This is a genomic window from Pseudomonas sp. GW821-FHT02A08 (genome assembly GCF_059422045.1).
Genome location: NZ_JBWKWD010000002.1, coordinates 174,948 through 199,721, shown reverse-complemented (window position 1 = coordinate 199,721; position 24,774 = coordinate 174,948). Strand labels below are relative to the sequence as shown.

The 24,774-nt window shown below is 61.0% G+C and carries 24 protein-coding genes and 1 pseudogene; 18 read left to right on the top strand and 7 right to left on the bottom strand.

Going from position 1 to position 24,774, the window contains the following annotated elements:
• Positions 1-29: 29 nt before the first annotated feature.
• Together AC07W4_RS02805 and AC07W4_RS02800 are read right to left on the bottom strand one after the other, a co-directional pair.
• The gene (locus AC07W4_RS02805) at positions 30-275 is read right to left on the bottom strand and encodes a TIGR02647 family protein (protein WP_008050850.1); all 246 of its coding nucleotides are present in this window, start codon (positions 273-275) and stop codon (positions 30-32) included.
• Between the two features lie 236 nt (positions 276-511).
• Positions 512-796, bottom strand: a complete 285-nt coding sequence (locus AC07W4_RS02800; RefSeq protein ID WP_495031415.1) for a hypothetical protein — start codon at positions 794-796, stop codon at positions 512-514.
• A gap of 124 nt (positions 797-920) precedes the next feature.
• On the opposite strand from AC07W4_RS02800, the gene AC07W4_RS02795 reads away from it, so the two are divergent.
• Positions 921-1,580: a glutathione S-transferase family protein gene (locus AC07W4_RS02795; protein ID WP_495031414.1), complete on the top strand. Its 660-nt coding sequence runs from the start codon at positions 921-923 to the stop codon at positions 1,578-1,580.
• Positions 1,581-1,702: 122 nt separating this feature from the next.
• Here AC07W4_RS02795 and argH read toward each other — a convergent pair whose 3' ends face one another.
• Positions 1,703-3,097, bottom strand: coding sequence for an argininosuccinate lyase (gene argH, locus AC07W4_RS02790; RefSeq protein ID WP_008048634.1), 1,395 nt, complete (start codon positions 3,095-3,097; stop codon positions 1,703-1,705).
• Positions 3,098-3,439: 342 nt separating this feature from the next.
• Between argH and AC07W4_RS02785 the strand changes: the two are divergent.
• From AC07W4_RS02785 to AC07W4_RS02750, 8 genes and pseudogenes are all read left to right on the top strand, one after another.
• Positions 3,440-3,562 (top strand): annotated as a pseudogene (locus AC07W4_RS02785) (sensor histidine kinase); the annotation flags it as partial.
• A complete protein-coding gene (locus AC07W4_RS02780; protein ID WP_008048635.1) occupies positions 3,559-4,305 on the top strand; it encodes a LytR/AlgR family response regulator transcription factor in 747 nt (248 codons plus the stop codon). The pseudogene AC07W4_RS02785 and the gene AC07W4_RS02780, both read left to right, overlap by 4 nt.
• 138 nt (positions 4,306-4,443) lie before the next feature.
• A complete protein-coding gene (gene hemC, locus AC07W4_RS02775) occupies positions 4,444-5,385 on the top strand; it encodes a hydroxymethylbilane synthase (RefSeq protein ID WP_495031413.1) in 942 nt (313 codons plus the stop codon).
• On the top strand, positions 5,382-6,149 hold the full coding sequence (locus AC07W4_RS02770) for a uroporphyrinogen-III synthase (protein WP_008048637.1): 768 nt from the start codon (positions 5,382-5,384) through the stop codon (positions 6,147-6,149). The genes hemC and AC07W4_RS02770 overlap by 4 nt, the downstream gene beginning before the upstream one ends.
• 16 nt (positions 6,150-6,165) lie before the next feature.
• Entirely contained in the window at positions 6,166-7,347 is a 1,182-nt protein-coding gene (locus AC07W4_RS02765) for a uroporphyrinogen-III C-methyltransferase (protein ID WP_495031412.1), read from the top strand.
• On the top strand, positions 7,344-8,582 hold the full coding sequence (locus tag AC07W4_RS02760; protein WP_495031411.1) for a heme biosynthesis protein HemY: 1,239 nt from the start codon (positions 7,344-7,346) through the stop codon (positions 8,580-8,582). The genes AC07W4_RS02765 and AC07W4_RS02760 overlap by 4 nt, the downstream gene beginning before the upstream one ends.
• Before the next feature lie 262 nt (positions 8,583-8,844).
• Positions 8,845-9,396 carry a disulfide bond formation protein B gene (locus AC07W4_RS02755; RefSeq protein ID WP_495031410.1) on the top strand — a complete coding sequence of 184 codons (552 nt, stop codon included), beginning with the start codon at positions 8,845-8,847 and terminating at the stop codon, positions 9,394-9,396.
• Between the two features lie 177 nt (positions 9,397-9,573).
• Positions 9,574-10,032, top strand: a complete 459-nt coding sequence (locus tag AC07W4_RS02750; protein WP_015097328.1) for an Rsd/AlgQ family anti-sigma factor — start codon at positions 9,574-9,576, stop codon at positions 10,030-10,032.
• Positions 10,033-10,092: 60 nt separating this feature from the next.
• Here the strand turns inward: AC07W4_RS02750 and AC07W4_RS02745 are convergent, their stop codons facing one another.
• Complete coding sequence (locus tag AC07W4_RS02745; protein WP_495031409.1) at positions 10,093-10,758, bottom strand: FKBP-type peptidyl-prolyl cis-trans isomerase; 666 nt, start codon at positions 10,756-10,758, stop codon at positions 10,093-10,095.
• A gap of 192 nt (positions 10,759-10,950) precedes the next feature.
• On the opposite strand from AC07W4_RS02745, the gene AC07W4_RS02740 reads away from it, so the two are divergent.
• On the top strand, positions 10,951-12,066 hold the full coding sequence (locus AC07W4_RS02740; protein ID WP_495031408.1) for an AlgP family protein: 1,116 nt from the start codon (positions 10,951-10,953) through the stop codon (positions 12,064-12,066).
• On the opposite strand, the gene AC07W4_RS02735 is transcribed toward AC07W4_RS02740, so the two are convergent.
• A complete protein-coding gene (locus AC07W4_RS02735) occupies positions 12,063-12,527 on the bottom strand; it encodes a TIGR02444 family protein (protein ID WP_495031407.1) in 465 nt (154 codons plus the stop codon). The two genes, AC07W4_RS02740 and AC07W4_RS02735, sit on opposite strands and share 4 nt — an antisense overlap.
• 50 nt (positions 12,528-12,577) lie before the next feature.
• Here AC07W4_RS02735 and AC07W4_RS02730 point away from each other — a divergent pair, with 50 nt between their 5' ends.
• The 5 genes from AC07W4_RS02730 to AC07W4_RS02710 all read left to right on the top strand — a co-directional run bounded on the left by AC07W4_RS02730 (position 12,578) and on the right by AC07W4_RS02710 (position 18,553).
• The gene (locus AC07W4_RS02730; RefSeq protein ID WP_495031406.1) at positions 12,578-14,488 is read left to right on the top strand and encodes an ATP-binding cassette domain-containing protein; all 1,911 of its coding nucleotides are present in this window, start codon (positions 12,578-12,580) and stop codon (positions 14,486-14,488) included.
• On the top strand, positions 14,488-15,069 hold the full coding sequence (locus AC07W4_RS02725) for a mechanosensitive ion channel family protein (protein WP_008048654.1): 582 nt from the start codon (positions 14,488-14,490) through the stop codon (positions 15,067-15,069). Before AC07W4_RS02730 ends, AC07W4_RS02725 begins: the two co-directional genes overlap by 1 nt.
• A 237-nt stretch (positions 15,070-15,306) precedes the next feature.
• Positions 15,307-15,939 carry a homoserine/homoserine lactone efflux protein gene (rhtB, locus tag AC07W4_RS02720; RefSeq protein ID WP_008048656.1) on the top strand — a complete coding sequence of 211 codons (633 nt, stop codon included), beginning with the start codon at positions 15,307-15,309 and terminating at the stop codon, positions 15,937-15,939.
• Between the two features lie 161 nt (positions 15,940-16,100).
• Complete coding sequence (locus tag AC07W4_RS02715) at positions 16,101-17,999, top strand: FTR1 family protein (protein WP_495031405.1); 1,899 nt, start codon at positions 16,101-16,103, stop codon at positions 17,997-17,999.
• A gap of 98 nt (positions 18,000-18,097) precedes the next feature.
• Positions 18,098-18,553, top strand: a complete 456-nt coding sequence (locus AC07W4_RS02710; RefSeq protein WP_008048660.1) for a YaiI/YqxD family protein — start codon at positions 18,098-18,100, stop codon at positions 18,551-18,553.
• 119 nt (positions 18,554-18,672) lie between these two features.
• Here the strand turns inward: AC07W4_RS02710 and elbB are convergent, their stop codons facing one another.
• Complete coding sequence (gene elbB / locus AC07W4_RS02705) at positions 18,673-19,341, bottom strand: isoprenoid biosynthesis glyoxalase ElbB (protein ID WP_008048662.1); 669 nt, start codon at positions 19,339-19,341, stop codon at positions 18,673-18,675.
• Between the two features lie 115 nt (positions 19,342-19,456).
• Here elbB and AC07W4_RS02700 point away from each other — a divergent pair, with 115 nt between their 5' ends.
• Entirely contained in the window at positions 19,457-20,692 is a 1,236-nt protein-coding gene (locus tag AC07W4_RS02700) for a sterol desaturase family protein (RefSeq protein ID WP_495031404.1), read from the top strand.
• Here the strand turns inward: AC07W4_RS02700 and AC07W4_RS02695 are convergent.
• Complete coding sequence (locus AC07W4_RS02695; protein WP_008048667.1) at positions 20,673-21,305, bottom strand: DedA family protein; 633 nt, start codon at positions 21,303-21,305, stop codon at positions 20,673-20,675. The genes AC07W4_RS02700 and AC07W4_RS02695 overlap by 20 nt on opposite strands.
• Positions 21,306-21,512: 207 nt before the next feature.
• Between AC07W4_RS02695 and hemB the strand changes: the two genes are divergently transcribed.
• Both hemB and ppk1 read left to right on the top strand, forming a co-directional pair.
• On the top strand, positions 21,513-22,526 hold the full coding sequence (gene hemB, locus AC07W4_RS02690) for a porphobilinogen synthase (RefSeq protein ID WP_007978864.1): 1,014 nt from the start codon (positions 21,513-21,515) through the stop codon (positions 22,524-22,526).
• 18 nt (positions 22,527-22,544) lie between these two features.
• Positions 22,545-24,773: a polyphosphate kinase 1 gene (ppk1, locus tag AC07W4_RS02685; RefSeq protein ID WP_008048668.1), complete on the top strand. Its 2,229-nt coding sequence runs from the start codon at positions 22,545-22,547 to the stop codon at positions 24,771-24,773.
• Position 24,774: the final 1 nt, after the last annotated feature.

The window sequence follows — 24,774 nt, the reverse complement described above, 5'->3', positions numbered from 1 at the left end:
CGGGGTCTCCGTGGGCGATGCGGCAGAATTCAGGCTGTTACTTCGGCGTTAAGAATTGTCAGCACGGCTTGCACATTTTGCGCGGCGTCACGACCCAGGCTGGTCAGGTAACCGCCGTCAGGCTGGTCGGTCAGTTCTTTTTCAAAGAGGCGTTTGGCGGCGGCAATGTGTTTCGGGGCAGCGGTCTGATGAATTTTCAGACCTTCCTGGGAACTGTCCAGGTTGAAGAGTGCGAGGACTTCCAGTTCGGCAACCAACTCAGGGGTAAGCGACATAAGGACTCCAGACTTTCTAGGAATTGGACGACAGCGCCCCTAAGGTGAGCTTACTTGCGCGGCATGTCCAGTGCTCGTGACAGGGTTTTTTTCCTCTGTAGGAGCAGCCGGTCGACGCTCGATTGCTCGCGATGGTCTTCAACGATGACGCTGGAAACCTGACGCCCCGCGGCGCTCTCGGGTTTTTCGCGAGCAATCGAGCGTCGACCGGCTGCTCCTACAGGGAGGGCGTGGATTTACTGCTTTTGCGGCGGCAACTCGGGCAATGCTCGCAGGGCAGCTTCGTACCATTCGGTGTTGAACGCGCGGTCTTCTTCGAGGATCGCGTCGATTTCTACCGCCAAAACATGAGCCATCAGGTTGAGGATATCTTCCCGCTCGTAACCCACCAGCGTCAGCTTGTTGAACGTCGCTTTGGCCGCTGGCGGGTTGTCGCTTTCGATCTGGTTTTCGATGGCCTGGATCAGGGTGCTTTCGGCGAACTCTTCTTCGTCGTTGTCGATATCGGTTGGCTCGCTCATGGCAGGCTCCTCAGGGAAAGGCGGCCAGTTTACCCGCATTCAGCGGCGTGATGCTGCTGGCAAGAAACCCGGCAGCGTTCTATAAACAGGCACTGCCCACCCCGCACGGCCTGGAGGCTTTGTGATGATCAAGCTTTATGGATTCTCCGTCAGTAACTACTACAACATGGTCAAACTGGCGCTGCTGGAAAAAGGTCTGCCCTTCGAAGAAGTGCCGTTTTACGCTGGCACCAGCCCCGAGGCATTGGCCATCAGCCCTCGCGGAAAGGTCCCGGTGCTGCATGTAGAGCAGGGCTTCATCAATGAAACCAGCGTGATCCTCGAGTACATCGAGCAGAGCCAGGAAGGCACGCCTTTGCTGCCGAGCGATCCGTTCGAACGCGCACAGGTGTTGGCACTGGCCAGGGAAATCGAGCTGTACATCGAATTGCCAGGCCGCGCCTGCTATCCCGAAGCCTTTTTCGGCATGACCCTGCCGGATGCGATCAAGGAAAAAACCAAAGCCGAATTGTTGCTGGGGATGGCGGCGCTGGGCCGGCACGGCAAATTCAGCCCTTACGTGGCTGGCGACAGCTTGAGCGTGGCGGATCTGTATTTCCTGTTCAGCGTGCCGCTGGCGTGTGGGGTCGCCAAGAAGTTGTTTGGCATCGATTTGTTGGCCGAGATGCCGAAGGCCAAGGCGCTGCTGGAGTTTCTGGGGGGGAATCCGAACGTGCAGCGTGTGGCGGCGGACCGGGAAGCCGCGATGCCGGCGTTCATGGCGATGATTGCTGCCAAAAAATAGTTCTGTGGCGTTCTGAAGTCAGTCATCGCGGGCAAGCCCGCTCCCACAGGGTTGTGTGTCGTTCGCGAGTCTGCGGCACGACACGAATCCTGTGGGAGCGGGCTTGCCCGCGAAGCTTTTAACTAACGGCTGGCCAGAAGTGCCTGACCGCGCACTACAGCAGCCTTCACCTGCGCCGGCGCGGTGCCGCCGATGTGGTTGCGGGCATTGACCGAGCCTTCCAGAGTCAGCACGGCGAACACGTCCTGATCGATCTGATCACTGAACTTGCGCAGTTCTTCCAGGCTCATTTCCGCCAGGTCTTTGCCGCTGTCCACACCGTACTTCACGGCATGGCCGACGATTTCGTGGCAATCACGGAATGGCAGGCCGCGACGCACCAGGTAGTCGGCCAGATCGGTGGCGGTGGAGAAACCGCGCAGGGCCGCTTCGCGCATCATTGCGTGCTTGGGCTTGATCGCGGGGACCATGTCAGCAAAGGCTCGCAGCGAGTCGCGCAGGGTGTCGGCGGCGTCGAACAGCGGTTCCTTGTCTTCCTGGTTGTCCTTGTTATAGGCCAAAGGCTGGCCTTTCATCAGGGTCAGAAGGCCCATCAGCGCGCCGAACACGCGGCCGGTCTTGCCGCGCACGAGTTCCGGCACGTCCGGGTTTTTCTTTTGCGGCATGATCGAACTGCCGGTGCAGAAACGGTCGGGCAGGTCGATGAACTGGAACTGCGCGCTGGTCCACAGCACCAGTTCCTCGGAGAAACGCGACAGGTGCATCATCGCGATACTGGCCGCCGAGCAGAATTCGATGGCGAAGTCACGATCGGAGACGTTGTCCAGCGAATTGCCGCCAACCGCGTCGAAACCCAGGAGTTGGGCGGTGTATTCGCGATCGATCGGGTAGGTGGTGCCGGCCAGCGCCGCGCTGCCCAGTGGCATGCGGTTGGTGCGTTTGCGGCAGTCGACCAGGCGTTCGTAGTCGCGGCTGAGCATTTCGAACCAGGCCAGCATGTGGTGCCCGAACGTCACCGGCTGTGCGGTCTGCAGGTGGGTGAACCCCGGCATGATGCTGGCGGCTTCGCGCTCGGCCTGCTCCAGCAGGCCCTTTTGCAGGCGGGTGATTTCGGCCAGGATAAGGTCGATTTCGTCACGCAGCCACAGACGGATGTCGGTGGCGACCTGATCGTTACGGCTGCGGCCGGTGTGCAGTTTTTTACCGGTCACGCCGATGCGGTCAGTCAGGCGCGCCTCGATGTTCATGTGAACGTCTTCGAGGTCGATGCGCCAGTCGAACTGACCGGCCTCGATTTCACCCTGGATGGTGTTCAGGCCATCGATGATGCTGTCGCGCTCGGCATCGGTTAGCACGCCGACCTTGGCCAGCATGGTGGCGTGGGCGATCGAGCCCATGATGTCGTGGCGATACAGGCGCTGGTCGAAGGTGACGGAGGCGGTGAAGCGGGCGACGAAGGCGTCGACGGGTTCACTGAAGCGGCCGCCCCAGGACTGATTGGTCTTGTCAGTGCTCATGAATTCGCTCGTATCGGCTTGAAGTAAGAAGGCGTGGAACGCTGGCGCGGATAATAACAGGGTTGCCAATCCTGTCGCTGACACTGGTCGATACGTTTTTTTGGGGAGAGAAAGCCCGGGCCGGGGCAAGAGCCGCGTATTTTTGCCGAACGATATTTTCCATTTGAGCAATATCGTCCCGGCAACCGTCTACAGTTGGACAGTAGGATCAGCGCATTTCTCGGTGCAGCCGCTGACTATAAGAAGAGTGGGGTGTTCATATTGCGTATCAGCAAACCCTGTGGCGATGCATCGCCAACGCGGGCCTGGGCCGCCAATCGCCCGGCAGATGAAAATTTAGCCGCCGGACCAGCGGCACTTTTTGACGCTCGCGCTAGTCTTAGCGTGGATCGCGGTGACGGACGTCACTTCACCTGTCTACGCTATCCTTGTGCGAGACTCACGCAGGAATCCAGCGCAATATGAATGTCCTGATCGTTGATGACGAACCCTTGGCCCGCGAGCGCCTGAGCCGAATGGTTGGCGAACTCGAGGGGTACAGTGTCCTGGAGCCTAGTGCCACGAATGGCGAAGAGGCGTTGGCACTGATCGACAGCCACAAGCCGGATATCGTGTTGCTCGATATCCGCATGCCCGGCCTGGATGGCCTGCAAGTGGCTGCCCGGTTGTGTGAACGCGAAACTCCCCCCGCCGTGGTGTTCTGCGCCGGGCCCGATGAATTTGCCGTGGAAGCCTTACAGGCCAGCGCCGTAGGCTATCTGGTGAAACCTGTGAGAACTGAACAATTACATGACGCATTAAAGAGAGCCGAGCGCCCCAATCGTGCCCAGCTCGCCGCCCTGACCCGCCCAGCTGCCGAAAGCGGCAACGGCCCGCGCAGCCATATCAGCGCCCGAACCCGTAAAGGGATCGAGCTGATTCCGCTGGATCAGGTGGTGTATTTCATTGCCGACCACAAATACGTGACCTTGCGCCACGAAAGCGGCGAAGTGCTGCTCGATGAGCCGCTCAAGGCTCTCGAAGACGAGTTCGGTGACCGTTTTGTGCGTATCCATCGCAATGCACTGGTCGCCCGCGAGCGTATCGAGCGATTGCAACGCACCCCCCTGGGGCATTTTCAGCTGTTCCTCAAAGGCCTCAATGGTGATGCGCTGATCGTCAGCCGGCGTCATGTGGCTGGGGTACGCAAAATGATGCAACAGCTTTAAACAGCTGTTCGCAGGCCAATTTTACACCCGATTGCCGGACATCCGGGGCCAGGGAGGCCGAGTAGTATCTGATACAAGTCAAAGTGGATTTGGCTGAGCTGTTATTATCCGTCATATCTATTCAGTACGGATTGATCCATGTCCTCTCGCCAGATCCGCATCGCCACCCGCAAAAGCGCTCTTGCCCTTTGGCAGGCCGAATACGTCAAAGCCCGTCTTGAAGCGGCTCATCCGGGCCTGCTGGTGACCCTCGTCCCCATGGTCAGTCGTGGTGACAAGCTGCTTGACTCGCCGCTGTCGAAAATCGGCGGCAAGGGCCTGTTCGTCAAGGAGCTCGAAACCGCGCTGCTGGAAAATGAAGCCGACATTGCCGTGCACTCCATGAAGGACGTGCCGATGGACTTCCCCGAAGGCCTCGGCCTGTTCTGCATCTGCGAGCGGGAAGACCCGCGCGATGCCTTCGTTTCCAACACCTACACCAGCCTGGATGAGTTGCCCCGGGGCAGCATCGTCGGCACCTCCAGCCTGCGCCGTCAGGCTCAATTGCTGACCCGCCGTCCGGACCTGGAAATCCGCTTCCTGCGGGGCAATGTCAACACTCGCCTGGCCAAGCTCGACGCCGGCGAATACGACGCCATCATCCTCGCCGCTGCCGGCCTGATCCGCCTGGGATTCGAAGATCGCATCACCTCGGCCATCAGCGTCGACGACAGCCTTCCGGCCGGTGGCCAGGGCGCGGTGGGTATCGAATGCCGCAGCGACGACAGTGAAATCCATGCGTTGCTGACACCTCTGCATCACCAGGACACCGCCACCCGCGTGACCGCTGAACGAGCCCTCAACAAGCACCTCAATGGCGGCTGCCAGGTACCGATTGCCTGCTATGCCGTGCTGGAAGGTGAGCAGGTCTGGTTGCGCGGGCTGGTAGGTGATCCGGCCGGTGGCCTGCTGCTCAGCGCACAGGCCCGCGCCCCTCGCGACGATGCCGAGGCGCTGGGTGTGCGAGTCGCCGAAGACCTGCTCAGCCAGGGTGCCGATGCCATCCTCAAAGCGGTCTATGGCGAGGCTGGTCACGAGTGATCGGCTGGCGCTTGCTGCTGACGCGCCCCGCCGATGAAGCGGCGGCGCTTGGCAGTCTTTTGGCCGAGCAGGGGATATTCAGTAACAGCCTGCCGCTTTTGGACATCATGCCCATTGCGGCCACTGACACAATGCGCCAGGTGATTCTGGCGCTGGATCAGTTCTGCGCCGTCATCGTGGTCAGCAAGCCGGCAGCCCGGATCGGCATCGAGCTGCTCGATCGGTATTGGCCAACGCCGCCCGATGTGAAGTGGTTCAGCGTCGGCGCGGCGACTGCGCAGATCCTCGAGGATCACGGGCTGGACGTGAGCTTCCCGGCAGAAGGCGATGACAGTGAAGCCTTGCTCGAACTTTCCCGTCTGCGCGAGGCTATCGCACAACCGGATGCGCGAGTGCTGATCCTGCGCGGGGAGGGCGGGCGCGAGTTGCTGGCTGAGCGTTTGCGTGAGCTTGGTGCTAGTGTCGAGTATCTGGAATTGTACCGCCGGGGATTGCCGATTTATCCGCCGACACTGCTGCCGCAACGGATCCAGGCGGAACGCCTGAACGGGTTGGTGGTCAGCAGTGGACAAGGCTTTGAGCACCTGCACCAATTGGCCGGCGATGCCTGGCCGCAGTTGGCGCGGTTGCCGTTGTTTGTACCGAGCCCCAGGGTTGCCGAAATGGCGCGTGCCGCCGGGGCCAAAACAGTTGTGGATTGTCGCGGCGCCAGTGCCGCGGCCTTGCTGACGGCGTTGCGGGAGCATCCCGTACCCGTTTTCTGATGCAAAGGATGGATACGTGAGCGAAACAGCCTTGCCTAAAGATGACTCGCGACCGGTGCTTGATGCACCTGTTGATGCACCTGTTGATGCACCTGTTGATGAAATGCAGCCGCCGCCGTCGCCACCTGCTGTCGAGCAGCGTCGAGGCAATGGTCTGGCAATCATCGCGCTGCTGTTGGGTGCGGCCGGTGTAGCGGTGGGCGGTTGGGGTGTCTGGCAGGTGCGTCACCTGCAGGCCAATAATCAGGAGCAACTGAGCCAGGTGCAGGCGCTGAATGACCAGGCGCAAAGCCTCAAGCTCAATGAAGAGCGCCTGAGTGCACGCCTGGCGCAATTGCCTCCCGCCGATGAACTGGAAGCACGCAGTCGTCTGGTGATTCAACTGCAAGGTGATCAGCAGCGGTTGAACCAACGGCTGGAAACCGTACTCGGCGCCAGTCGCAAGGACTGGCGTCTGGCCGAGGCCGAGCACCTGCTGCGTCTGGCCAGTCTGCGACTGTCCGCCTTGCAGGACATCAGCAGTGCCCAGGCACTGGTCCAGGGTGCTGATGAGATACTGCGTGAGCAAAACGACCCGGGCTCCTTTGCCGCTCGCGAGCAGGTGGCCAAGACCCTGATTGCCTTGCGCAGCACCGAACAACCGGATCGCACCGGGCTGTTCCTGCGTCTGGGCGCGCTGCGCGATCAAGTGGCCAGCCTCACCGAGCTGGCGCCGGAGTACAAGGACCGTGGCGATTCGTTGCTGGGCCTGACTGCCGATGGCGACGGTGCCAGTCGCTGGGCGCAATGGTGGGATCAGATTTCGCGCTACATCCGTATCGATTTCAATGCCGACAAAAACGTTCGTCCATTGCTGGCTGGCCAGAGCCTGAGTCAGGTACGCCTGGCCCTGAGCCTGGCGCTGGAGCAGGCACAGTGGGCCGCCCTCAATGGCCAGGCGGCGGTTTACTCCCAGGTGCTGGACGAAGCGCGGGACATCCTCAAGGGCAACTTCAACCCGGACAATGCTCAAAGCAAAGTCATGCTTGAGCAGGTCGCCGAGTTGAGCGGGCAACCCGTTACCGTCGTCACGCCGGATATGACCGGCACTCTGAGCGCGGTGCAGGGGTATCTGGAACGGCGCAACGTCAACGCCGAAGATTCGGTCAAGCCACTGACCAGGCCTGCCGCGAACGCCGCGCCGGAGGCCACGCCATGAGACGCCTCTATGTGATCGTGTTCCTCGTGATCGCCGCTGCCGCTGCGCTGGGGCTGGCGATTGCCGAACACTCCGGCTACGTGCTGATTGCCTACAAGACCTTCCGCTATGAATCGAGCCTGTGGGCAACCTTGGCGCTGGTGGCTGTGCTCTGGTTGGTGACCTGGGGCATCAAGTCGCTGGTTGAACTGGTGATGGCTTCCAGTGGCGTGGTCAATCCGTGGTCACGACGTAACCGCAGCCGTCGGGTGCAGGTGGCGATCGAGCACGGCCAGCTGGACCTGGCCGAAGGTCGCTGGGCCAGCGCGCAACGGCACTTGCATCGGGCCGCCGAAGCCGAACGCCAACCGCTGCTTTACTACCTCGGCGCTGCCCGTGCCGCGAACGAACTGGGCAATTACGAAGAAAGCGACAACTTGCTGGAGCGCGCCCTGGAGCGTCAGCCTCAGGCCGAGTTGGCGATCGCCTTGAGCCACGCCCAGTTGCAGACCGATCGCGGTGATACCGAAGGCGCCCTCGCTACCCTGCAAGCCATGCGTGAACGCCATCCTCATAACGCACAGACCCTGCGTCAATTGCAGCGCCTGCTTCAGCAGCGTGGTGACTGGTCGGCAGTGATTCGCCTGCTGCCGGAGCTGCGCAAGGACAAAATCCTGCCGGCGGCCGAACTCGCCGAGTTGGAGCGTCGGGCGTGGGGGGCGAACCTGTCCCTGGCGGCGCAACGGGAAGAAGACGGAACAGTGGGCAAGCAATCGCTGGAGCGCGCCTGGCAACAACTGACTTCGGCACAGCGTCAGGAGCCGCAACTGGTGCTCGCGTATGCCGAGCAGTTGCGGCAACTGGGGGCTCAGGTCGAGGCCGAAGAAGTGCTGCGCACTGCGCTCAAGCGCAACTACGACAGTCATCTGGCCCGACTCTACGGACTGGTTCGCGGCAATGATCCAGCCCGCCAGTTGCAGGCCGCCGAAGGCTGGCTCAAGGACCATTCGACCGATCCGGGCCTGCTGCTGACACTGGGTCGTCTCTGCCTGCAAAACAGTTTGTGGGGCAAGGCTCGGGACTATCTGGAAAGCAGCCTGCGTATACAGCGCAATCCGGAAGCCTGTGCCGAGCTGGCACGCTTGCTGGCGCAAATGGGCGATGCCGAGCGCAGCAACCAGCTGTTTCAGGAAGGGCTGGGGTTGTTGGATGAACGCTTGCTCGCGGCCCCTCTGCCAGTGCCGGTCCGCGCTTGAACCATTCGCTGGCGCCGGATTCCGGCGCCTGAGCGATGACCCGCGGCGAGGGAGCAATTGCCCTTGCCGCAGTGCGAAATCAGTTGAAATTCAGTCGCAAAATTTCGTCGCAGGCAAAGTCCTACAGAGGACTACATTTTATCCTCTCGCCCGCGTCGGGATTTCCCTACACATGTGCTGAAGTCTCCGTGGGCGCTTGCCTTGAAAGGCCGTCGCGCTTTCCTCTACCGTAATGGTCTGTCACTACTTTTACGGAAAAGCCATGTCTTTGGCCTGCTCACGCTCCTTGTTTTTCATGGCTTTCATTGCGGGTGCCCTGGCGATGGGTGTTTCCTATTACCTGGAATATGCAGTCGGCCTGCGGCCTTGCGGCTTGTGTCTTGTGCAGCGGTTTTGCCTGGCGCTCCTTACCGGTGTCTGCCTGATGGCTTCGGTCCATGGCCCCGGTCGCATCGGTAACGTTCTGTATTGGCTGCTCAGTCTTTGTTGCAGCCTGGCCGGCACTGTCACAGCGTGGCGACAGGTTCTGCTGCAAAGCCTTCCGATGGAACAGGCAGCGGCGTGCTCGACCCATCTGGCGGATCTGTTCGCCGGTTCTCCGTGGCTATCCGTCCTGCAGCAAGTGTTCAAGGGCGCTGTCGATTGTGTGGAAATTTCCTGGACGCTGTTCGATCTGAGTCTCACGGAATGGAGCCTGCTGTTCTTCGTCGCGATGATGATTCTGGCCGTTTACCAGTCGTTGCGACTGGTCTGGATCAGCTATCAGCGACCACTCAGCGACGAGTCGTCGCACCGGGCCTTTGCCGGCGATTAAACACTTGTATGAACTTTATCGCCTGCGTACCTTGAAGCCAGTGTCGTGCGGGCATAATCTGGCCCGCACGTGTCATTGGAATTATGTTGCTCGATGACGCTCTGCCTGACCGCCCACCGATGTTACAAGAGGCGAGCGGGCATAGAGCAGCTGACCCACAAGGGAAGAGAGATCACCATGCTCGAAAGTTGTCAGAATGCTCAGGAACGCTGGGGTGGAGTGCACCTGCTGATCGATCGCTGGTTGCAGGAACGACACGAACTGATCGGGGCCTATGACGCTCTTGGCGCAAAGCCTGAGGCGTTGGGTGAGAACCGCAAGCCTTTGCAGGAGTTCTGCGGCGTGCTGGTCGATTATGTATCGGCCGGGCACTTCGAGATCTACGAGCAACTGACGGGGGAGGCCAAGGCCTTCAACGACACGCGTGGCCTGGAGCTCGCCGAGACGATCTACCCGCGCATCGACGTCATCACCGAGAAGCTGCTCGCGTTCAATGATCTGTGCGATGAGGGCAAATGTGTCGCCGAGAAATTCAAGGAGCTGGGTGGCCTGCTGCATGAGCGCTTCGAGCTGGAAGACTGCCTGATCGAAGTGCTGCACACGGCCCACAAGGAAGCCGATTCGGTTCAGGCCTGAAGCGCTTTCTGCAAGATCTCGAAACGGCGTGCCAAGGCACGCCGTTTTTCGTTGGTGTCGTCAGCCGGTGGCACCGCGCAATTCGACTTCAAACACCAGTGGTGTGAACGGTGCGATCACGTCACCGGCACCGTCGGCGCCGTAGGCCTGAGCCGATGGAATCACCAGTCGCCATTTCGCCCCGACCGGCATGTTTTGCAGCGCGCTGCGCCATCCGGCGATCACGCTATCGAGACTGAACCATTGTGGCTGAGTGTTCTGATCGAACACCGTGCCGTCGGGCAGGCGACCGATGTACAGCACCTGCACCTTGCCATTCGGTCCGGCCTTGGCGCCAGTGCCTGGCGTCAACTCGGTCAGCAACACCCCATCAGCCAGTTCGCGCACGCCGGGTCTGGCTTTTTCCGTGGCGAGAAAACGCTGTTCTTTTTCCAGTGCCATTTCGCTTTGCGGCTCGGCTGACTGCATGGCGATCCGGGCTTCATGCTCGTTCAGTATCTGCTGGATCTGCTCATCCTCAAGCGCCAGTGGTTTGCCCTGATAGGCCTGTTGCAATCCTTCGACCAGTGCCTGGAGCTGCAGGTCGGGAGCCTCCTGGCGCAAGCGTTCGCCAAGGCTTGCACCCAGGCTGTAAGCGAGATCGCGGGCATCATTTTCCTGCGTTTTTTCGGCGGCTTGGGCCACCGAAAAAAACACGCACAGCGATAAAAAAAGGTAGCGTGACATGAGCACTCTCCGACCTGAAATGCGGGCGATTATGCCAGCGAGAACGCGCGCAACGGTGAACTGCTTTTACGCCGAGGCAGAAGTTTTTCAATCCTTTGCAACACCGCGCTTTCGATAGTGTCAACATGCCCTAGCGGCGGTTGCAGCAGAGGTCTAGTATGAGCCGCACTCACTTCAGCCAGGAGGTAAACCATGTCGGCCACCAAGAAGCCAGTAAACACTCCGTTGCACTTGCTCCAACAACTCTCGAGCAGCTTGCTCGAGCATCTGGAAACCGCTTGTTCCGAAGCCTTGGCTGATGCTGAAAAACTGCTCGCCAAACTGGAAAAGCAGCGCGGAAAAGCGCAAGAAAAACTGCACAAGTCCCGCACCAAATTGCAGGACGCCGCGGCGGCCGGAAAAGCCAAGGCGCAAGCCAAGGCCAAGGGCGCAGTGGCCGATCTTGAGGAGCTGCTCGATGCCCTCAAGGATCGTCAGTCGGAAACCCGCGGCTACATTCTGCAACTCAAGCGCGATGCCCAGGAAAGCCTGAAACTGGCCCAGGGCGTCGGTCGTGTACAAGAGGCTGTCGGCAAGGCGTTGTCCCTGCGTGCGGCCAAGCCTGCTGCGGCACCTGCGAAGAAAGCCGCTGCCAAACCGGCTGCTGCAAAAGCACCGGCCAAGCCTGCTGCTGCCAAACCGGTAGCTAAAACTGCCGCAGCCAAACCTGCTGCAAAACCTGCAGCGAGAAAACCGGCTGCTGCCAGCGCTGCAAAACCTGCGGCTAAGACCACGGCTGCCAAACCAGCCGCCGCACGACCTGCCGCTGCAAGAGCCGCTGCTGCCAAACCAGCCGTGGCTAAAACCGCCGCCGCGAAACCGGCTGCAAAACCAGCTGCTAAACCGGCCGCTAAACCAGCTGCCCGCACCGCTGCGGCGAAACCTGCTGCCAAGCCGGCTGCAAAACCTGTCGCTGCAAAACCTGCAGCTAAACCAGCAGCCAAGCCAGCGGCAAAACCTGCTGTAAAAGCGGCTGCCAAACCCGCTGCCAAACCAGCCGCAGCGAAACCAGCCGTTGCCGCCAAGCCAGCCGCTGCCAAGCCAGTTGCCGCCAAACCGGCTGCTGCAAAACCCGCTGCAAAACCAGCAGCCAAACCTGCAGTGAAAAAGCCGGTTGCCGCCAAGCCGGCCACCGCACCGGTTGCCAAGCCAGTCGCTCCGGCTGCGCCAGCAGCACCTGCTCCGGCAGCAACTACCTCGACAGCCGCGCCAGCGCCAACGCCTGCCGCAACTTCGAGTGTTGTAACCACCCCGGCCAGCGCTTCCTAAGTGCCGGTTACCGCGACGCGCAGCTGATGCAGCGCGTCGCGGTGCAGGTGGGCGGCCTCAGCCGCCGCACCTTCCAGCCAGGCCGATAGATCGGTCTCGGCATTTTGCGGCCAACTCTGCGCCGCTCTCTCCAGCCGCAACAACAGATGCCGTTCGGCTTCCAGTTCCAGTGCCTTCACTTGTTCACGCAAGGTATGCAGTTCGGCGTCTTGCATGGCCGCGGCTTTCCACTGTGTGCGCAAGGCGCGTAACGGTCGCACGACATCGTTGTCCCAAGCGACGGCCACGCTGCGTAGTAGCTGCAAGCGCTGCTCATCGCAGGTCACGCCTCGTTGTCCCAGCCATGCACCGCACAGCAACAGGCACACATTGGCTCCCGCCGACTGCAATTGCAGGCAAGCCTGTTCAACACCCGGGCGGGCGTAAGTGGTCAGGGAAAAGCTCCACAGGTCAGAGGACATAGTGCTACTCGCGCCAGTTGCGAGCGAAGCTGGTAGACTCCGCCGCCATTATGATTCGACTTCAGAACCTGACTTTACAGCGTGGCCCGCAACGTCTGCTAGAAGACGCCGAGCTGACGCTGCACGCCGGCCAGAAAGCCGGCCTCATCGGTGCCAACGGCGCCGGCAAATCGAGCCTGTTCGCCTTGCTTCGGGGCGAACTGCACCCGGACTCGGGTGATTGCTTCCTGCCGGCAGACTGGCGTATCGCCCACATGCGCCAGGAGGTCGACACCCTCGAACGCCTGGCGGTCGACTACGTGCTCGATGGCGACCTGCGCCTGCGTCAGGTGCAACGCGATCTGGCCGCAGCCGAAGCGGCCCATGACGGTGCCGCTCAGGCCCGCCTGCACTCGGAACTCGACAGCGCCGACGGTTACACCGCCGACGCCCGGGCGCGCAAGTTGCTTGCCGGCCTTGGGTTCACCAACGAGCAGATGGATCGCCAGGTCGGGGATTTCTCCGGTGGCTGGCGGATGCGCCTGAACCTGGCGCAGGCCCTGATGTGCCCATCGGACCTGCTGCTGCTCGACGAGCCGACCAACCACTTGGACCTCGACGCCATCATCTGGCTCGAAGAGTGGCTCAAGAGTTATCCCGGTACCTTGATGCTGATTTCCCACGACCGGGATTTCCTCGATGCCGTGGTCGATCACGTGGCCCACGTCGATCAGCGCAAGATCACCCTGTACCGCGGAGGCTACAGCGCCTTCGAGCGCGCCCGTGCCGAACGCCTGGCCCAGCAACAGCAGGCGTACGAGAAGCAGCAGGTGCAACGTGCGCACATGGAAAGCTACATCGCCCGCTTCAAGGCCCAGGCCACCAAGGCCCGTCAGGCCCAGAGCCGGATCAAGGCACTGGAGCGGATGGAAGAGCTGACCGCTGCCCACGTCGACTCGCCGTTCGATTTCGTTTTCCGTGAATCGCAGAAGATTTCCAGCCCGCTGATCGACCTGTCCGATGCCCGCCTGGGTTACGGCGACAAAGCCGTGCTGGAGAAGGTCAAGCTGCAACTGACCCCGGGTGCGCGAATCGGTCTGCTCGGCCCGAACGGCGCCGGTAAATCGACCCTGATCAAGAACCTTGCCGGTGAGCTCTCGCCTCTGGCCGGCCGCTTGACCCGTGGCGAGAACACCGTGGTCGGTTACTTCGCCCAGCATCAACTCGATTCGCTGGACTCCAAGGCCAGTCCGTTGCTGCACCTGCAGCGCCTGGCGCCGACCGAACGCGAGCAGACATTGCGTGATTTCCTCGGCGGTTTCGACTTCCGTGGCGCACGGATCGACGAGCCGGTACTGAATTTCTCCGGTGGCGAAAAGGCGCGTCTGGCACTGGCCTTGATCGCTTGGGACCGACCGAACCTGTTGCTGCTCGACGAACCGACCAACCACCTGGACCTGGAAATGCGCCTGGCGCTGACCATGGCCCTGCAGGAATTCAGTGGTGCGGTATTGGTGGTCTCTCACGATCGTCACTTGCTCAAAAGCACCACCGACAATTTCTATCTGGTGGCGGATGGCAAGGTCGAGGAATTCGACGGCGACCTGGAGGACTACACCCGTTGGCTGGTGGAGTATCGTCAGCGCAACGCCCCGGTCAACAACACGCCGGTCAACCCGGACAAGACCGACAAGAAAGCCCAGCGACAGGCCGCTGCTGCGCTGCGTCAGCAACTGGCGCCGCACAAGCGCGAAGCCGACAAGCTTGAAGCCGAACTCGGCAAGCTCCACGAAAAACTGGCGAAGGTCGATACCAGCCTCGGTGACAGCGACATCTACGAACCGGCGCGCAAGAACGAATTGCGTGATCTGCTGGCCGAACAGGCCAGGCTGAAGGTGCGTGAGGCGGAGCTGGAAGAAGCGTGGATGGAAGCCCTGGAAATGCTTGAAAGTATGCAGGCGGAGCTGGAGGCACTGTCCTGATGGATGCCTTCAAACTGCCGCTGCCGGCGGTGTGGGCCGAGCCGATCTGGCTTGGCGTGCAAATCCTGCTGATCCTGCTCGCCGGCTACTTCACCCAGCGCTTCGTCGCCAAAGGCCTGAGCCGCCTCGGTGAGCGTTACCCGTTCCCGCCGCAACTGATGATGCCGCTGCGGGGCGGATTGCGCTGGCTGATCATGGGCAGTGCGTTGATTTTCGTCCTGGAGCGACTCGGGGTCTCGGCCACGGTGCTCTGGACCGCGTTATCCGGTTTCGTTGCGGTCGCGGCGGTGGCGTTTTTCGCCATATGGAGCGTGCTCTCGAACCTGCTGTGCGCGATCCTGATCTTTACCGTTGGCCCGTTTCGCATCGGTGACGTGGTCGAGTTGGTGGACACCACCGACAAGCCCGGCGTCAAAGGCCGGGTGGTGGCGATCAATCTCCTTTACACCACGCTGATCGAGGCCGAAGAACTCGGCACTGGCAGCGCCATGGTGCAGGTGCCCAACAGTTTGTTCTTCCAGCGTTCGGTACGGCGCTGGCGCGGGACGGATGTGTTTCCTTCCAGCGGGTTTGAAAAGTAAACCGGCGGTCACCTGATGTACCGCTTTCGCGAGCAAGCCCGCTCCCACATTTGACCCGTGTCGTTCACAAGATTTGTGGTCACTGAAGATCAACTGTGGGAGCGGGCTTGCTCGCGAAGGGGCCCTCAAGCCCTGAACGCTGGTCGGCCGTCGCCATGTCCTGCAAAAAATCGGTAGTCATCCACCCAAAGCCGCATTAGCTTAGACGTCTGTCACGAGTCTGAGTCGAGGTGTGCAATGGAGCTTCAAACATGGCTGGCGTTTTTTGCCGCCTGCTGGGTGATCAGCCTGTCCCCCGGTGCCGGCGCCATTGCGTCGATGTCCAGCGGCCTGCAATACGGTTTCTGGCGCGGCTACTGGAACGCCCTGGGCCTGCAACTGGGCCTGGCTTTGCAGATCGCCATCGTTGGTGCCGGTGTCGGCGCCATTCTCACGGCTTCGGCCACGGCGTTCTACGCCATCAAATGGTTTGGCGTGGCGTATCTGGTTTACCTCGCGATCAAGCAATGGCGCGCGCTGCCCAGCGATATGAGCGATGACGCGGCGCTGCGTCAGATCGGCAAGCCGATGGCCCTGGTGTTCCGTGGTTTTCTGGTGAACATCAGCAACCCCAAGGCGTTGGTGTTCATGTTGGCGGTGCTGCCACAGTTCATCGACCCCCATGCTCCGCTGTTGATTCAGTATCTGGTGATCGGCGTGACCATGGTCTGCGTCGACCTGATCGTCATGGCCGGCTACACCGGTCTGGCGTCCAAAGTGCTGCGCCTGTTGCGCACACCAAAACAGCAAAAGCGCATGAACCGCACCTTTGCCGGGCTGTTCATCGGGGCGGCGGCTTTCATGGCGACGTTGCGCAGGGCCGCCGTGTAAACGGCGATTTACAAAAAAGGCGACCCTGGAGGTCGCCTTTTTCGTTTGTGTGGGGCAATTCCAGAAACCAATGCAATTACGAAGAAGTATCAACAAAGCTTGAGCGAAACCCGTCAGGCGTTAACAATATGTAACTTCGTATTTCCAATTGAGATTCATTCATGATTGCCCCCTCCCGTTTCCTGGCCTGGCTGTTGCTGCCGCTTTTGGCTGCGTGCAGTTTTCAGCTACTGGCCACTCCCGCCGAAGGTGCGCCGCAGGCGCTGCACTTGCTCGATTTCATCGGCGCGGATTACCCGGACTCGGTGCAGGCGGGCAGCATCACGGACCAGGCCGGATTTCGCGCGCAGCAAGACTCGGTCAAGGCGCTGGGGAGCCTGATTGCAGCCCTGCCGGCCAAGCCGGAAAAAGCCGCGCTGGAGCAAAGTCTGACCACGCTGGGAAATTCCATCGGCGCCCGACAGGAGGGGGCCGAGGTCACTCGCCAGGCCCGGCAATTGGGTGCGAAGCTGGCCGTGGCCTATGAAGTCAGCCAGGCCCCGGTGATTACACCGGACTCGGCACGTGGCGCGCCGCTGTACGCTCTGCATTGCTCGGTCTGCCATGGCGATACAGGGGCCGGCGACGGCCCGGCAGGTGTCGACATGACGCCGCCGCCCTCCGATCTGCGTGACACTACGCGATTGGATCGACTGAGCCTCTACGCGATCTACAGCACCCTGGGTCTGGGCGTCGAAGGGACTGACATGCCGGCCTTTGCCGATCAACTGGATGATCGTCAGCGTTGGGACCTGGCCACCTATATCGCCAGCTTCAGTGTCGACCCGGCGACCGTCAAGGCTGAAAAGACCTACAACATCGCCGACCTGGCTCGTCAGACTCCGGCCGAAGTGCTGGCCGTCGAAGGCCCGCAAGCCGCCGCGACCTTCCGTGCCCAGCGGGCGCAACCGCCGCAGGTCAAGCGTGGCCCGGCGCAACTGCTCGACTACACCGCGGCCACTCTGGACAAGAGCATCGCGGCGTATCGTGCCGGTGAGCATGATCAGGCTTATGACTTATCCGTAGCGGCGTATCTGGAAGGCTTCGAGCTGGTTGAGAGCTCGCTGGATAACATTGACGCCAACGTGCGTAAAGACACGGAAAAATCCCTGATGGCCTACCGTCAGTCGTTGCAGGACGGTCTGCCGGTGAGCGAGGTCGAGCAGCGCCTGGACGTGGCCAAGGACAAGTTGAAGGCATCGGCCGGCCTGTTGGGCAACGAGGGTTTGAGCTGGTCGCTGAGTTACATTTCCGGCCTGTTGATTCTGCTGCGCGAAGGCCTGGAAGCGATTCTGGTGCTGGCGGCGATCCTGGCTTTCCTGCGTAACACGGGTCAGCAGACGGCGGTACGCAGCGTTAACGTCGGCTGGGGCCTGGCGTTTGTGGCGGGGTTGGGCACCTGGGCGCTGGCAGCCTATGTGATTGATGTCAGCGGTTCACAACGCGAATTGCTGGAAGGCGCGACGGCGTTGTTTGCCAGCGTCATGGTGCTGTGGTTGGGCGTGTGGATGCATGACCGTCGCCATGCGGCGGCCTGGCAGGATTACATCAAGTCCAGCCTGGTGGGCGGCGGAGGGCGTTTCGGCTTTGCGACCCTGGCGTTCTTCTCGGTGTATCGCGAACTGTTCGAAGTGATCCTGTTCTACGAAACCCTGTGGTTGCAGGCAGGCCCCGCGGGGCACAACGCCGTGCTGGCCGGTGGTGCTACGGCGCTGGTGTTGCTGATCGGCCTGGCCTGGGTGATTTTGCGCGGTTCGGCGAAGCTGCCGTTGGCGCTGTTCTTCAGCATCAACGCCGGTCTTTTGTGTGCCTTGTCGGTGGTGTTTGCCGGGCATGGCGTGAAAGCGCTGCAGGAAGCCGGGATCTTCGGCACGCGGCCGGTGCCGTTTTTTGACTTCGAGTGGCTGGGGATCCATGCCGATGCCTATTCGTTGAGCGCCCAGGCTGTGGCGATCATTGCGATTGTCGTGTTGTACGGTCGTAGCCGGGTGGTTGAGAGGCAGCGGGTGCAGGTTTCTTAAACGGCATTCGCTTCGCTCACTTTCGCGGGCAAGCCACGCTCCCACAGGTTTAGCGGCGTGTGGCTTGCCCGAGATGCTTTTCAACAGAGGAAAAACCAATGCGTGTATGGATCGATGCCGATGCCTGTCCGCGGGCGGCCAAGGATCTGGTGGTGAAGTTCGCCCTCAAGCGCCAGTTCGAAGTGGTGCTGGTGGCCGGGCAGCCGCAGACCAAGCCGGGGCTGGCGCTGGTCAAGCTGATCGTGGTGCCGAGCGGCCCGGATGCGGCGGATGACTACCTGGTGGAGCACGCGGTGCCCGGTGAGCTGGTGATCTGCAGCGATGTGCCGCTGGCCGACCGTCTGGTGAAGAAGGGCGTGGCGGCGCTCGACCCACGGGGCAAGGAATTTGATGCGCAGAACATGGGGGAGCGGCTGGCGGTGCGCAACCTGTTTACCGATTTGCGCGAACAGGGGCAAATGGGCGGGGGGCCAGCGCCGTTCGGCGACCGTGAAAAGCAGGCGTTCGCCAATGCGCTGGACCGTATCCTCACCCGGCTGGCCCGCAATTCTTAAGACCTGCGGCGAACCCTGTGGGAGCGAGCTTGCTCGCGATAGCGGACTTACAGACAACATCAAAGTTGAATGTGTTGGCCCCATCGCGAGCAAGCTCGCTCCCACATTTTTGAAGGGTGTCAGGCATCGTTTTCGTGGGTCAGCTCCAGTACCCGGTCGACCAGCTTGTTGATCCCCGATGCCGCTTCACTGATCGATTGCGCCAGCATGTAAGCCGGAGTGCTCACCAGTTTGCGCGCCTTGTCTTCGACTATGTCACTGACCGCACAATCGGTATGGGTCGCGCCCATCTTGTTCATCGCGGCAGCGGTGTCAGTGTCGTTACCGATAGTGCAAGTCACGCCAGGCCCGTAGATTTTTGCCGCCAGGGCAGGGGAGATGCACATCAACCCCACCGGTTTGCCGGCCTCGGCAAAGGCTTCGGTCAGTGCCAGGACATCCGGTTGAACGGTGCAGCCGGCGCCTTCGATGGCAAAGCTGGACAGGTTCTTGGCCGAGCCGAAGCCGCCGGGCACGATCAGCGCATCGAACTCATCGACGTTCGCGTCACGGATATCCTTGATGTTGCCCCGGGCAATCCGCGCCGATTCCACCAGCACGTTGCGCGACTCGGGCATTTCTTCGCCGGTCAGGTGATTGATTACATGCAACTGCGCGATGTTCGGTGCGAAGCACTGCACCTGCGCCCCGCGTTGATCCAGGCGCAGCAGGGTGATGACGCTCTCGTGGAGCTCGGCGCCGTCGTACACGCCACAACCGGAAAGGATCACTGCAACTTTTTTGCTCATGGGCTTTTCTCCAGATTCATGGCGTTAAATGTCCACTAATTTGTCACTCGTTGCCATAGGGTTAATTCGCAGTTACACATAGCATTTGTCCTCAGGACTCCGACCAGGGCGCGTCATGGACTTCATTCTGTACGCGGTGCCGTTCTTCTTTGCGCTGATCGCCCTCGAGCTGCTGGCCGACCGTTGGCGCGGGGTGAGCAACTATCGGGTGGCTGACGCGATCAACAGCATCAGCACCGGCGTGCTGTCGACCACCACGGGACTGCTGACCAAAGGCATTGGACTGGTGACCTACGCGTTCGCCTTCAAGCATCTGGCGCTGTTCGAGTTGTCGGCCGACAGCGTCTGGACCTGGGTGTTTGCCTTCGTCTTCTACGATTTCTGCTACTACTGGCTGCATCGCATGGGCCACGAGCGCAACATCCTCTGGGCTGCCCATTCGGTGCATCACCAGAGCGAGGACTACAACCTGTCCACGGCGTTGCGCCAGACCAGTACCGGATTCCTGTTGAGCTGGATCTTCTATCTGCCGATGGCGGTGTTCGGCGTGCCGCTGCTGGTGTTCGTCAGCGTCGCGGCGCTGAACCTGCTGTACCAGTTCTGGGTGCACACGCGGCACATTCCCAAGCTTGGCTGGTTCGAATGGTTCTTTGTCACGCCGTCCAATCATCGGGCCCACCATGCACAGAACGCTCTCTACATGGATCGCAACTACGGCGGCGTGTTCATTATTTGGGACCGTCTTTTCGGCTCGTTCCAGGAAGAGGACGACAACGAGCCGGTGATCTTCGGCGTGACCACGCCGTTGGCGAGCTGGAACCCCGTGTGGGCGAACGTGCAGTTCTATGCGCAGCTTTGGGCAGACGCACGGCGTACTGAAAGCACCCGGGACAAGCTGCGGATCTGGTTCATGCGCACCGGCTGGCGCCCGGCGGACGTGGCGGCCAGATACCCGATGAACAAGCCGGACCTGAGCCGGTTTCGCAAATTCGAGGTGGCGCTGGACGGGCGTCAGCAGCTCTACGTCCTCTTGCAGTTCTGCGTCTATATCGCGCTGGGCAGTTACTTGATGAATCTTGAACCGAAGCTGCCAGTCGCCGCCCTGGTGTTGGGCTGGGGTGCCGTGGCGTTCGGTCTGTTTGTGCTGGGCGTGGCCCTGGAGAATCGCCCGTGGGCGTTGAAGCTGGAGCTGGTGCGGCTGGCGTCGAATCTGCCATTGGTATGGCTGGCCCCGATGGTGGGGTTGTGGCCGGCCAGTGCGGTGGGCTGGGTCGGCCTGCTCAGTTACAGCCTGTTGAGCGGCATCGGTCTCTACTGTTGCAGGAACCGCATCACTCGGCTGGTGTCGTAGGGCCTTCGGTGTTGGTGCGCGCAGCTTTCAGGGCTTGTTCGTCGGCGTAGACCTGCTTGGCCAGGCGGGCATTCTTGAAGCGCCGACGCAGCCACAGTACGAAGCCCAGGACCAGCAGCGCGCCGAGCACCCAGAGCTCGTACTTCTTCACACTGCCGAGCATGCCTTCGAGCACGGCACCGAAATGGTAAGCGGCGGCAGCGAGGGCAGCGGCCCAGATTGCCGCGCCAATCCCGTTGAGCAGCAGGTAACGGCCCGGCGGATAGCCTGACAGTCCGATGGCCACCGGCATGACCGTGCGCAAACCGTAGACGAAGCGGAAACTCAGTACCCAGATGTCCGGATGCTTGCGAATGTGTTCCAGCGCACGGTCACCCATCATCTGCCAGCGGGGTTTGCGGGCCAGCAGCTTGCGGCCGTGCTTGCGCCCCAGGAAGTACCACAGTTGGTCGCCGGCATAACTGCCGAAAAAGGCCACGACCACCACAAGGTTGATGTCCATGTATCCACGGAACGCGAGGAAGCCCGCGAGCACCAGGATGGTTTCGCCTTCGAAGAACGTGCCTAGAAAAAGGGCAAAGTAGCCGAAGTCATGCAGAAATTGTTGGAGCATTGTCTGGGTGCTGGCGAAATGAACGCGCAGCCTAACCCTTCGGACACATTCAGGAAAGTGTCCAAATGTGTCTCGACGTGAACATTTCCTACAACGACAATGGAATGCGGCTACACGTCGCAGGGTGCACATAACTGTCATACGTTCGTCATAATGGGCACTTATAACTGTCACGCTCGCCCGTCTGCGCGGGCTCAGGAGTCTGCCGTGAGCTTTACCCCCGCCAACCGTCTGTTCCCTGCAACCCGCCTGCGTCGCAACCGTCGTGACGACTTCTCGCGTCGACTGGTCCGTGAAAACGTCCTGACCGTCGATGACCTCATCCTGCCTGTGTTCGTTCTGGACGGTGAAAACCGTCGCGAAGCGGTGGCTTCGATGCCGGGCGTCGAACGCCTGACCATCGACCTGTTGCTGGAAGAGGCGGCCAAGTGGGTCGAACTGGGGATTCCGGCGCTGGCGCTGTTCCCGGTGACGCCTTCGGAACTCAAGTCTCTGGATGCTGAAGAGGCCTGGAACCCGGAGGGCATCGCCCAGCGCGCCACCCGCGCCCTGCGTGCGCAATTCCCTGAACTGGGCGTGATCACCGACGTTGCCCTGGACCCGTTCACCACCCACGGCCAGGACGGTATCCTTGATGAAGAAGGCTACGTGCAGAACGACATCACCGTCGACGCACTGGTCAGGCAAGCCCTGTCTCATGCCGAAGCCGGCGCTCAGGTCGTGGCTCCATCGGACATGATGGACGGTCGAATCCAGGCCATCCGCGAAGCCCTCGAAGTGGCCGGTCACGTCAACGTGCGGATCATGGCCTACTCGGCCAAGTACGCCAGTGCCTATTACGGCCCGTTCCGCGATGCGGTCGGTTCGGCGTTGAACCTGGGCAAGGCCAACAAGGCCTCCTATCAGATGGACCCGGCCAACAGCAATGAAGCCCTGCACGAAGTGGCGGCGGACTTGTCAGAAGGTGCAGACATGGTCATGGTCAAGCCGGGCATGCCGTACCTGGACATCCTGTGCCGGGTAAAAGAAGAATTCAAAGTGCCGACGTTTGTTTATCAAGTCAGCGGCGAATACGCCATGCACATGGCGGCGATCCAGAATGGCTGGTTGAGCGAAGGGGTTATCCTCGAGTCCTTGACCGCTTTCAAACGTGCAGGGGCTGATGGCATCCTGACGTACTTTGCCGTTCGTGCCGCTCAATTGTTACGAGAGCAAAAATAGCCCTCCCAGGAACATGCGATGAATACCGAAGTACTCACTGAAGTTGCCGTAAAAGACGCTCAGCCTGTGGTGGAGCAAGTCGACGAGACGCCACCGGAACTGGAGCCGGCTCCGCCCGCGGCGGTCGTCGAAACCGCCGTGACAGCGCCAGCGCCAGCGCTGGCCATTCCCGGTCTGGATGACAGCAGCCTGTACATCCACCGCGAGCTCTCGCAACTGCAGTTCAACATCCGCGTGCTGGAGCAGGCGCTGGACGAGTCCTATCCATTGCTGGAGCGACTGAAGTTTCTGTTGATCTTCTCCAGCAACCTGGACGAGTTCTTCGAAATTCGCGTCGCCGGCCTCAAGAAGCAGATCACCTTTGCCCGTGAACAGGCCGGTGCCGATGGTCTGCAACCGCATCAGGCGCTAGCGCGCATCAGCGAGCTGGTCCACGGTCACGTCGATCGCCAGTACGCGATCCTCAACGACATTCTATTGCCGGAACTGGAAAAGCATCAGGTCCGCTTCATCCGTCGCCGTAACTGGACAACCAAGCTCAAGACCTGGGTCCGCCGCTATTTCCGTGACGAGATCGCACCGATCATCACCCCGATCGGCCTCGACCCGACTCACCCGTTCCCGTTGCTGGTGAACAAGAGCCTGAACTTCATCGTCGAACTCGAAGGCATCGACGCCTTTGGCCGCGATTCCGGTCTGGCGATCATCCCGGCGCCACGCCTGCTGCCGCGCATCATCAAGGTGCCGGAAGAAGTCGGCGGTGCTGGCGACAACTATGTATTCCTGTCGTCGATGATTCACGCTCACGCCGATGACCTGTTCCAAGGCATGAAGGTCAAGGGCTGCTATCAGTTCCGCCTGACCCGTAACGCCGACCTGGCGCTGGACTCCGAAGATGTCGAAGACCTGGCCCGCGCCTTGCGCGGCGAACTGTTCTCCCGGCGCTATGGCGATGCGGTACGTCTGGAAGTGGCCGACACTTGCCCGAAACACCTGTCCGACTACCTGCTCAAGCAATTCAACCTGAGCGAGACGGAGTTGTATCAGGTCAACGGTCCGGTGAACCTGACGCGGCTGTTCAGCATCACCGGCCTGGACAGCCAGCGCGAGCTGCAATACCTGCCGTTCACCCCGCAGATTCCGAAACTGCTGCAGAACAGCGAGAACATTTTCAGCGTGATCAGCAAGCAGGACATCCTCTTGCTGCACCCGTTCGAGTCGTTCACCCCGGTGGTCGACCTGCTGCGCCAGGCCGCCAAGGATCCACACGTGTTGGCGGTGCGCCAGACGCTGTACCGCTCCGGCGCGAACTCGGAAATCGTCGATGCGCTGGTGGATGCGGCGCGTAATGGCAAGGAAGTCACGGCGGTGATCGAATTGCGTGCGCGGTTCGACGAAGAGTCCAACCTGCAACTGGCCAGCCGCCTGCAAGCGGCCGGTGCGGTGGTGATCTACGGCGTGGTCGGCTTCAAGACCCACGCCAAGATGATGCTGATCCTGCGTCGCGAAGCGGGCGAGATCGTGCGTTATGCGCACCTTGGCACGGGTAACTACCACGCCGGCAACGCCCGCCTGTATACCGACTACAGCCTGCTGACCTCCGACGACGCCTTGTGCGAAGACGTCGGCAAACTGTTCAGCCAGTTGATCGGCATGGGTAAGACGCTGCGCATGAAGAAACTGCTGCACGCGCCGTTCACCCTGAAAAAGGGCATGCTCGACATGATTGCCCGGGAAACCCAGTTTGCCCTCGACGGCAAACCGGCGCACATCATCGCCAAGTTCAACTCGCTGACCGATCCGAAGATCATCCGCGCGCTGTACAAGGCCAGCCAGTCGGGTGTGCGCATCGATCTGGTGGTGCGTGGCATGTGCTGCCTGCGACCGGGCATCGCCGGGGTTTCCCACAACATCCACGTGCGTTCGATCATCGGCCGCTTCCTGGAGCACACCCGGGTCTTCTACTTCCTCAACGGTGGCGACGAGCAGATGTTCCTGTCCAGTGCCGACTGGATGGAACGCAACCTCGACAAGCGCGTCGAGACTTGCTTCCCGGTGGAAGGCAAGAAGCTGATCATGCGGGTCAAGAAAGAGCTGGAGTTGTATCTGACCGATAACACCCACAGCTGGAGCCTGCAGTCGGACGGTCGTTACATCCGTAACACACCGACCGGCAACCAGAACCCGCGCAGCGCCCAGGCGACATTGCTGGAGCGTTTGGGCAGCCCGATCCTGGCGGTTCGTTAAC